9 protein-coding genes and 1 pseudogene are annotated in these 9,358 nt (G+C 57.5%); 8 read left to right on the top strand and 2 right to left on the bottom strand.

Features of this window, described 5'->3' with window-relative positions:
• The 3 genes from ACIQVE_RS13765 to ACIQVE_RS13755 form a co-directional block, all read left to right on the top strand.
• A partial coding sequence (locus tag ACIQVE_RS13765; RefSeq protein ID WP_402809017.1) for a methyl-accepting chemotaxis protein occupies window positions 1–1,320 on the top strand: 1,320 nt, incomplete at its 5' end.
• A gap of 249 nt (window positions 1,321–1,569) precedes the next feature.
• On the top strand, window positions 1,570–1,716 hold the full coding sequence (locus tag ACIQVE_RS13760; protein ID WP_402809015.1) for a hypothetical protein: 147 nt from the start codon (window positions 1,570–1,572) through the stop codon (window positions 1,714–1,716).
• A 4-nt stretch (window positions 1,717–1,720) separates the two neighbouring features.
• Window positions 1,721–2,140, top strand: coding sequence for a type II toxin-antitoxin system YafO family toxin (locus tag ACIQVE_RS13755; protein WP_402809012.1), 420 nt, complete (start codon window positions 1,721–1,723; stop codon window positions 2,138–2,140).
• A gap of 116 nt (window positions 2,141–2,256) precedes the next feature.
• Here ACIQVE_RS13755 and ACIQVE_RS13750 read toward each other — a convergent pair whose 3' ends face one another.
• Window positions 2,257–2,622: a DUF6124 family protein gene (locus tag ACIQVE_RS13750; RefSeq protein ID WP_402809010.1), complete on the bottom strand. Its 366-nt coding sequence runs from the start codon at window positions 2,620–2,622 to the stop codon at window positions 2,257–2,259.
• Between the two features lie 1,245 nt (window positions 2,623–3,867).
• Window positions 3,868–4,548, bottom strand: a complete 681-nt coding sequence (locus ACIQVE_RS13745) for an alpha/beta family hydrolase (RefSeq protein ID WP_402809009.1) — start codon at window positions 4,546–4,548, stop codon at window positions 3,868–3,870.
• A gap of 95 nt (window positions 4,549–4,643) precedes the next feature.
• Between ACIQVE_RS13745 and ACIQVE_RS13740 the strand changes: the two are divergent.
• The 5 genes and pseudogenes from ACIQVE_RS13740 to ACIQVE_RS13720 all read left to right on the top strand — a co-directional run.
• Window positions 4,644–6,127: pseudogene (locus ACIQVE_RS13740) on the top strand (cbb3-type cytochrome c oxidase subunit I).
• Between the two features lie 10 nt (window positions 6,128–6,137).
• A complete protein-coding gene (gene ccoO / locus ACIQVE_RS13735) occupies window positions 6,138–6,746 on the top strand; it encodes a cytochrome-c oxidase, cbb3-type subunit II (RefSeq protein WP_150616712.1) in 609 nt (202 codons plus the stop codon).
• A 3-nt stretch (window positions 6,747–6,749) separates the two neighbouring features.
• The gene (locus ACIQVE_RS13730; RefSeq protein WP_402809006.1) at window positions 6,750–6,947 is read left to right on the top strand and encodes a cbb3-type cytochrome oxidase subunit 3; all 198 of its coding nucleotides are present in this window, start codon (window positions 6,750–6,752) and stop codon (window positions 6,945–6,947) included.
• A complete protein-coding gene (gene ccoP, locus ACIQVE_RS13725) occupies window positions 6,944–7,897 on the top strand; it encodes a cytochrome-c oxidase, cbb3-type subunit III (RefSeq protein WP_402809004.1) in 954 nt (317 codons plus the stop codon). The genes ACIQVE_RS13730 and ccoP overlap by 4 nt, the downstream gene beginning before the upstream one ends.
• Window positions 7,898–8,378: 481 nt before the next feature.
• Window positions 8,379–9,358: cbb3-type cytochrome c oxidase subunit I (locus tag ACIQVE_RS13720; RefSeq protein ID WP_402809001.1), on the top strand; the 980-nt coding region annotated here is incomplete at its 3' end.

Here is a 9,358-nt window from a genome sequence, read left to right as displayed (position 1 = left end):
GTCAAGAATCGCTGCAAGACCGGTGATCATTACTGGGTTAACGCCTATGTGACGCCGGTGTTCGACGGCAATCAGGTGGTCGGTTACGAGTCGGTGCGGATCAAACCCACCGCCGAACAGATCCGCCGTGCCGAAGCGCTCTACCAACGCATCAACCAGGGCAAGTCGGCGATTCCTTCAAGCGATAAATGGCTACCGATCCTGCAAGACTGGCTGCCGTTCATTCTGGTCAGCCAGCTGAGCTTCATGATCGGCGCGACGTTGAACTCGCAATGGGGCTTTGCTTTGGCGGCGGGTCTGTCCGTGCCATTGGGCCTGATGGGCCTGCAATGGCAGCAACGCGGACTCAAGCGCCTGTTGCGTCTGGCCGGGCAAACCACGTCCGACCCGTTGATCGCGCAGATGTACACCGACAGCCGTGGCGCGCAGGCGCGTCTGGAAATGTCGATCCTCAGCCAGGAAGCCCGTCTGAAAACCTGCCTGACCCGTCTGCAGGACACCGCCGAACACCTGACCGATCAGGCCAAACAGTCCGACGCGCTGGCGCACAGCAGCTCGACCGGCCTGGAACGTCAGCGCGTGGAAACCGAACAGGTCGCCACCGCCGTCAACCAGATGGCCGCGACAACCCAGGAAGTGGCCAGCCACGTACAACGCACCGCCGACGCCACGCAGGAAGCCAATCGCCTGACCGGTCGCGGGCGCGACATCGCCGGCGAAACCCGCGAAGCGATTCAGCGCTTGTCGGTTGTTGTGGGTGAAACCGGTCTGACCGTCACCCAACTGGCAAAAGACAGCGACGAAATTGGCGGCGTGGTCGATGTGATCAAAGGCATCGCCGACCAAACCAACCTCCTCGCGCTCAACGCCGCCATCGAAGCGGCCCGTGCCGGCGAGATGGGTCGCGGGTTTGCCGTGGTGGCTGATGAAGTTCGCCAACTGGCGCAACGCACCAGCGAATCCACCGGGCAGATTCATGCCCTGATCGCCAAGTTGCAGCAGACGGCTTCGAGCGCTGTGCAAACCATGGAAGCCGGGCATCGTCAGGCAGAAGAAGGTGTTGCGCGGGTACTGGAAGCGGATCAGGCGCTGGTGGGCATCAGCGAAGCGGTAGCCAACATCACCGACATGACCACGCAGATCGCCGCCGCGACCGAAGAGCAAAGTGCTGTGGCTGAAGAGATCAGCCGCAACATCAGCAATATTTCGGACCTGGCGGACCAGACCTCGGAACAGGCGCACAACTCGGCGTTGCTGAGTGAAGAGCTGACCAAGACTGCTAATACTCAGTACTCGTTGGTGGAGCGGTTTAACCGCTGATTGATGTGGTGATGACAAAAAAACCCGGATGGCGAGAGCTTCCGGGTTTTTTATTGCCTGTCTGAAATTGACGGTGCCTGACCGCTCGCAATCCCGAAAATTTTGAGGACTACAGATTCATGCGCCGATGCCTACAAACAAGCCAGAACCCGCCGACTTGTTCACCTCGGCGTCTGGTTCTACTGTTTGCCGGTCAAAACTTATTCACATAAGCTGGTCAGCATGAATACACATCCTTCGGAGGCTCCGATGGCCACCACCAGAAAGACCGACAAACCCAACAAAAAGGAAGTTCGTGAAGAACTGACGTTCCTCGATGTTCGGCAAGCCGCGCGTGATGGACAGAAAGTGTTCGATAAATTTGTGATCACTGGCAGGCTACCTATTACAAAGTAGGCCTATGCCAGCCATCAAGATTTCTGCACTTTTTGAACGAATCAGTAACTGGAAAAACTTCGCCGCCCATTTTTACAACTACAAGGTATGCAATGAATTACCGGCGATTTTCGGACGGGATGAACGACTCGATCTGAGCGACATGCACCATATCCACCTTGCCAGTACACAGGTGCTGCAAGCTCGATGGGCAAAAATCAGTCGTCAGTATTACCGCACCGCATTGGTTGATGCTGCTGCCAACGACTTTTGGCTGATCTATGCCTATGACGCCTTTCGGGATGAGTACCTGCTACTGACAATCATTTGCCCGGATGCCCATAACCGAAGCGAATGGGGATCTTTTTTGCGCACCGTGCATTGCGACATTGTTGAACCTTGGACGGTAGGCAAAATTATCTTTCCCGATCTGGACGACTTTTGAGTTCGGTGAGCAGTCAAGAAAGCCAACATGCGATCTTTTGATTCCGAAAGCCCGGACAGCGAAAGCGTCCGGGCCTTTTATTGCCCCACTGAAATTTACATCGGTGGAACTGGCGACTACTCAGGCAACTTCAGCTTATCCAGCAGTCGATTGACCAACAGCTCGTTCAGCATGATGACCTGTTGCAGCGCCAGCAGCGGTTTGCGCTCCGGGCCGCCTATTGAGTTGGCGATGTTACCGGCCATGGCATGGGCGTAAGACAGCGATTCGCACGCTTCGACTAGCAGGGTTTTGTCGTCCAGTGTGGGGTCGACGAGATAGACGGGGCGGAATTTTGGCGAGCTTGGCGGAGCGCCTAGTGCTTCGGGTCGGAGGTAGTAGTCGAGGGCGCGGTCGGTTGCTTCTTTAACCTTTTGTGGGTCAAGCGCGGGGTCGTGGGGGATTGGATCGGTGTGTGGTGGGTTTGGGGTGATTTTGAACATGGATGAAGTCTCGTATCGAAATGAATAAGAGCCATCACCCTCGCTACCAAACGATGGGTGGCGGCCATGCGCGGGTTGGTAGACCGGTCGATACGGAAACCCGGCGCTCACGAATGAGCCCCACGCATGTCCACCATATAAAACTCAGCCGCAAAAAAGAGACTAAATAAGGTGGCGCCATACGGCGGTACCGAAGCGGGCTACCAAACCCGATCACTGTTTTTCAGTGACAGGGAAACAATACAACCCGCCTCATAGCCGTGTAAGCCGGCGGATTCTGGCGTACGCGTAGGTAACGGCGCAAGGTGTTGTAGCCTTTATGGCGTAACGCTTTGTGTGGTTTAAACGTGATCACGGGATTACGTTTAAGCACGAGAAACGCTGGACGGTGAGGGCTTTCAGTTTTTTATTGGGTCAGTGAAATTACACCCTCACCCTAGCCCTCTCCCAGAGGGAGAGGGGACTGACCGAGGTGTTTGGGAGAGGTACGCCGACGTGTAATACCGGGTTGAACTCAAGTTTTGAAAAGCGCAAAAATCAGTGCAATACCAGTCGAGCTCAAGTTTTGAAAAGCACCAAAATCAGTGCAACACCGAGTCGAACTCAAGTTTTGAAAAGCACACAAATCAGTGCAATACCAAGCCGAACTCAAGTTTTGAAAAGCACACAAATCAGTGCAATACCGAGTCGAACTCAAGTTTTGAAAAGCACCAAAATCGGCTCCCTCTCCCTCGGGAGAGGGCTGGGGTGAGGGGAAAATCCACTACAAATCAACAAGCCGAACACACGCTCTCCACCACTCAACAGGATGAGCGTTAGCTCGGCTGCTGCTCTTGATCTTGATCCACGGGCGACGTCGGAAGGCTGAGTGGAGGGATTCATCCGGGGGTGGGAGCGCAGCGACCGTTCGACGAAGTCGAACACATCGAGAGGAGGTGCAGCGAAGCCAACCGGAGGCGATGCCCCCGGATGGATCCCGGAGCGAAGGAACCCCGAGCCTTAGCGAGCGGGCCACACGTAGGAGCAAGCGTTTTTTTGCTTACTTTTTTTAGGCGTTTGTAAAAAAAGTGAGTCGCCGTCAGGGCGAAACCCTAAGTGGCCGTTACCGCAGCAACGGATATGTACCCAAAACGAAAAACTGTGTCGTATCTGATATCCATCCCCCTCACCCCAGCCCTCTCCCCCATGGGGGCGAGGGGAAAGGGAGCAGATCTTCATGCAGTTCAAAATCTCAGCCCAGCTCGGTCAGTTGCTGAGAAACCCGGCGACCTTCTGCGCGGCACTGGCCAAATGATCCGAATGCGTAAACCCCGAAACCTTCAACGGCTTCAAATCATGATCCCCCGCCACCAGCCAAAACACCTCAATACCCGGCGATAACGAATACCCCTCGACAGCCAAGCGATTCCCCAACGCATCCCGCTCCCCCTGCACAATCAACGTCCGCGTCTTCAACCCAGCCAAATGCTCAACCCGAGGCTTCTCCGGCTTCCCCACCGCATAAAACGGATAACCCAGACAGACCAGCGCATCAGCACCCAATTCGTCGGCCAATAAACTAGCCATCCGCCCGCCCATCGACTTCCCACCCATCGCCAAAACCCCAGTGACATGACGTCGCACCAAGCCATACACCTCACGCCAACATTCCTGCAATTTAGCGGCAGGATTCGGCGGACGTTTAATACCATCCACCCGTCGCTGCGCCATATACGGAAACTCAAAGCGCAACACGTTGACCCCAAGCGCAGCAAGGCGTCCAGCCATATCCGTCATCCAGTCACTGTCCATCGGCGCCCCCGCCCCATGCGCGAGGATCAAAGTCGCCGAAGCCTCGCCACTGGCGGCATTCCACAGCCATCCATGATCACGCACGCACTGCGCCCATTGATCCCCGTCAATACTGGCCTTGTGCTGTTTGTTCATGCTTGCCTCGCTTTTAGTCTGCCTATAACTCCAGGCGAAGGATTCGCGGCGTTTTTTGCGCGCGGTCACTTCGGCTGAACCGTGGATGGGGAACCATGAACACTTCTATCAGTACCGCCTACAACTACAAGGTGGTCCGCCAATTCGCCATTATGACGGTGGTGTGGGGCATCGTCGGCATGGGGCTCGGGGTTTTTCTCGCGGCCCAATTGGTCTGGCCCGAGCTCAACTTCGATTTACCCTGGACCAGTTTCGGCCGTCTGCGCCCGCTGCACACCAACGCGGTGATCTTCGCGTTCGGTGGCTGCGCGCTGTTCGCCAGTTCGTTCTACTCGGTACAACGCACCTGCCAAACCCGATTGTTTGCGCCAAAGATTGCCGCATTCTGCTTTTGGGGCTGGCAACTGGTGATCCTGTTGGCGGCGATCAGCCTGCCACTGGGTTACACCAGCTCCAAGGAATACGCAGAACTGGAATGGCCGATCGACATCCTGATCACCATTGTCTGGGTCGCCTACGCGGTCGTGTTCTTCGGCACGATCATGCAGCGCAAGACCAAACACATTTATGTCGGCAACTGGTTCTTCGGTGCGTTCATCATCACCGTGGCGATTCTGCACATCGTCAACAATCTGGAAATTCCGGTCAGTTTTACCAAGTCCTACTCGCTGTACTCCGGCGCCACCGACGCGATGGTGCAATGGTGGTACGGCCACAACGCGGTAGGCTTTTTCCTCACTGCCGGTTTCCTCGGGATGATGTACTACTTCGTGCCGAAACAGGCCGAGCGTCCGGTGTATTCGTATCGCCTTTATATCGTGCTCTTCTTTTCAGTTTTTAGTATGTAGTTTTTTTGTATTCGTATCGCCTGTCGATCGTGCACTTCTGGGCCCTGATCACCCTGTACATCTGGGCCGGCCCGCACCACTTGCACTACACCGCGCTGCCGGACTGGGCACAGTCGCTGGGCATGGTGATGTCCCTGGTGCTGCTCGCGCCAAGCTGGGGCGGCATGATCAACGGCATGATGACCCTCTCGGGCGCCTGGCATAAGTTGCGCAGCGATCCGATCCTGCGCTTCCTGGTGGTGTCGCTGGCGTTCTACGGCATGTCGACGTTTGAAGGTCCGATGATGGCGATCAAGACCGTCAACGCCCTCTCCCACTACACCGACTGGACCATCGGCCACGTTCACGCCGGCGCCCTCGGTTGGGTAGCGATGATTTCCATCGGCGCGCTGTACCACATGATCCCGAAAATCTTCGGCAAAGCGCAGATGCACAGCGTCGGCCTGATCAACGCGCACTTCTGGCTCGCCACCATCGGCACCGTGCTCTACATCGCGTCGATGTGGGTCAACGGCATCGCCCAGGGCCTGATGTGGCGCGCAGTCAACGAGGACGGCACGCTGACCTACTCCTTCGTCGAAACCCTGGTGGCCAGCCACCCTGGCTTCGTCGTGCGACTGGTGGGCGGGGCGATCTTCCTCAGCGGCATGTTCCTGATGGCTTACAACACCTGGCGCACCGTGCTGGCCTCGCAGCCTGCTGACGTCGCCGCTGCCGCGCAGATGGCCTGAGGAGTCCGCCATGAAACACGAAACGATTGAAAAGAACGTCGGCCTGTTGATGCTGTTGATGGTGTTTGCCGTGAGCATCGGCGGCCTGACGCAGATCGTCCCGCTGTTCTTCCAGGACGTCACCAACAAACCGGTGGAAGGCATGAAGCCCTACACCGCACTGCAACTGGAAGGCCGCGACATCTACATCCGCGAAGGCTGCGTCCAGTGCCATTCACAGATGATCCGACCGTTCCGCGCTGAAACCGAGCGCTACGGGCACTACTCGGTGGCCGGTGAAAGCGTGTGGGATCACCCGTTCCTGTGGGGTTCGAAACGTACCGGGCCGGATCTGGCAAGGGTCGGCGCGCGTTACTCGGATGACTGGCACCGCGCGCATTTGTACAACCCGCGCAACGTCGTACCGGAATCGAAAATGCCCGCCTACCCATGGCTGGTCACGCAAGCGGTCGACAGCAGCCACACCGAAACCAAGCTCAAGACCATGCGCACCCTCGGCGTGCCGTACACCGACGACGACATCAGCGGCGCGGTGGCCAGCCTCAAGGACAAGACCGAAATGGACGCGCTCATCGCCTACCTGCAAGTGCTCGGCACTGCAATCAAGAGCAAGAGGTGAGCCATGGTCATTGAAATGAGTGCAGGCCTGATTCGTGGTTTAGGCACCGTCGTGGTGTTTGTCGCCTTCGTCGGCCTGACCCTGTGGGTGTTCAACGGCAAGCGCAATCCGGAGTTCGCCGAAGCACGCTTGCTGCCGTTCGCCGACGAACCGCAACCCGACACTACCCCAGCATCTGAAACAAGGAGTACCCGGCCATGACCACCTTCTGGAGTACGTGGATCTGCGTACTGACCATCGGCAGCCTGATCGGCCTGACGTGGCTGCTGATCGGCACCCGCCGGGGCGAGACCAAGGGCAGCGTCGACCAGACCATGGGCCACAGCTTTGACGGCATCGAGGAGTACGACAACCCGCTGCCGCAGTGGTGGTTCATGCTGTTCGCCGGCACGCTGGTGTTTTCCGTGGGCTACCTGATCCTTTATCCGGGTCTGGGCAACTGGAAAGGCATCCTGCCGGGTTACGAGGACGGCTGGACCGGCGTGCACGAGTGGGAAAAGGAGATGAACAAGGCCGACGCCAAATTCGGGCCGATCTTCGCCAAGTTCGCCGCCATGCCGGTGGAGGAAGTGGCGAAGGATCCGCAGGCGCTGAAAATGGGCGGCCGTCTATTCGCTTCCAACTGCTCGGTGTGCCACGGCTCTGACGCCAAGGGCGCGTTCGGCTTCCCTAATCTCGCCGACAGCGACTGGCGCTGGGGTGGCGATGCCGACACCATCAAGACCACCATCATGGCGGGCCGGGTGGCAGCGATGCCGGCCTGGGGCGAAGTGTTGGGTGAAGCAGGGGTGAAAAACGTGGCGGCGTACGTGCGTCACGAACTGGCCGGTCTGCCGCTGCCTGCCGACAGCAAGGCTGATCTGCAAGCCGGACAGCAAGCCTTCAGCACCACTTGCGTGGCATGCCACGGGGCAACCGGCAAGGGCACTGAAGCCATGGGCGCGCCGAATCTGACGCACCCGGCCGGGTTTATCTATGGCACCAGCCTCACTCAGCTTGAACAGACCATTCGCCACGGTCGTCAGGGCCATATGCCCGCGCAAAACGAACTGCTGGGCAACGACAAGGTGCAATTGCTTGCTGCCTATGTGTACAGCTTGAGCCATGGATTGAGCACAGAAAAACTGATTACTGAAGACAATAAAAAGTAAGTATTGCGTACAACTCTGCCGCACTGATTACAGTGCGGCAGTTTCCTGCCCCTTTGCGACGCATTGTCGCACCCTTCACACCCTCGCCTTTCGGTTCCCCTGATTCGGGTCTACGCTTGCTCGATGCGGACTGGCCCGTGCCGGTTCCAGGTCGACCCTAACCGCTGTGTTCCGCGAATTGGCTGACTGATTTGCCCGCAAACGCCGGTAGATACCGGCTGTCGTGCCGATTGCCGTCCGTCAGCCGAACGGACCGTTTGAACACACCTCGTTACAAGCGACCTGAACCCCTCGCTTTTTTCATCCGCTGCGACATTTTGTCCGAGGGCGATTTTGTCCTTACGCGGCGCATGGAAAGGCCGCAGAATCAGCGTTGGAAAGCATTGACCCAGGTCATGGCGCGTTGCAATGACCCCCTGCTTTCCCCATACTTGCGGCCGAATTACATCCTAATAAAATACCCAAACCGTGGAACCTTAGAATGAGCACAGCAATCAGTCCGACTGCTTATAACTATAAGGTAGTCCGCCAGTTCGCCATCATGACGGTGGTCTGGGGGATCCTTGGCATGGGGCTCGGTGTTTTCATCGCCTCGCAACTGGTCTGGCCGGAATTGAACTTCGGTCTGCCGTGGACGAGCTTTGGACGCCTGCGCCCGTTGCACACAAACCTGGTGATTTTTGCCTTCGGTGGCTGTGCACTCTTCGCCACTTCCTACTATGTCGTGCAGCGAACCTGCCAGACGCGACTGATTTCCGACAGCCTCGCTGCCTTCACCTTCTGGGGCTGGCAAGCGGTGATCGTCGGCGCGATCATTACCTTGCCGCTGTGTTACACCACCACCAAGGAATACGAGGAACTGGAATTGCCTATCGCCATTTTGCTGGCCATTGTCTGGGTCACCTACGGTCTGGTGTTCTTCGGCACCATCACCAAGCGCAAAACCAAGCACATCTATGTCGGTAACTGGTTCTACGGCGCGTTCATCGTCGTGACCGCGATGCTGCACATCGTCAACCACGCCTCCCTGCCGGTGAATCTGTTCAAGTCCTACTCCGCGTACTCGGGCGCGACCGACGCGATGATCCAGTGGTGGTACGGCCACAACGCCGTGGGTTTCTTCCTGACCACTGGCTTCCTGGGGATGATGTATTACTTCGTGCCGAAACAGGCCGAACGTCCGATTTACTCCTATCGCCTGTCGATCGTGCACTTCTGGGCACTGATCACCCTGTACATCTGGGCCGGCCCGCACCACTTGCACTACACCGCTCTGCCGGATTGGGCACAATCTTTGGGCATGGCGATGTCGATTATTCTGCTGGCTCCGAGCTGGGGCGGCATGATCAACGGCATGATGACCCTCTCGGGCGCCTGGCATAAGCTGCGCACCGACCCGATCCTGCGCTTCCTCGTGGTATCGCTGGCGTTCTACGGCATGTCGACCTTCGAGGGTCCGAT

It is taken from the genome of Pseudomonas sp. NPDC098747 (genome assembly GCF_044760045.1).
Taxonomy (GTDB): domain Bacteria; phylum Pseudomonadota; class Gammaproteobacteria; order Pseudomonadales; family Pseudomonadaceae; genus Aquipseudomonas.
The sequence above is the reverse complement of the archived record's forward strand: the minus strand, read 5'-3'. Positions and strand labels throughout refer to the sequence as shown.

What these genes read in the sequence shown, in the direction of transcription:
- ACIQVE_RS13760 (WP_402809015.1), top strand. Translation starts at nt 1,570, where the DNA reads ATGGCCACCACCAGAAAGACCGACAAACCCAACAAAAAGGAAGTTCGT.
- ACIQVE_RS13755 (WP_402809012.1), top strand. Translation starts at nt 1,721, where the DNA reads ATGCCAGCCATCAAGATTTCTGCACTTTTTGAACGAATCAGTAACTGG.
- ACIQVE_RS13750 (WP_402809010.1), bottom strand. Translation starts at nt 2,622, where the DNA reads ATGTTCAAAATCACCCCAAACCCACCACACACCGATCCAATCCCCCAC.
- ACIQVE_RS13745 (WP_402809009.1), bottom strand. Translation starts at nt 4,548, where the DNA reads ATGAACAAACAGCACAAGGCCAGTATTGACGGGGATCAATGGGCGCAG.
- ccoO (WP_150616712.1), top strand. Translation starts at nt 6,138, where the DNA reads ATGAAACACGAAACGATTGAAAAGAACGTCGGCCTGTTGATGCTGTTG.
- ACIQVE_RS13730 (WP_402809006.1), top strand. Translation starts at nt 6,750, where the DNA reads ATGGTCATTGAAATGAGTGCAGGCCTGATTCGTGGTTTAGGCACCGTC.
- ccoP (WP_402809004.1), top strand. Translation starts at nt 6,944, where the DNA reads ATGACCACCTTCTGGAGTACGTGGATCTGCGTACTGACCATCGGCAGC.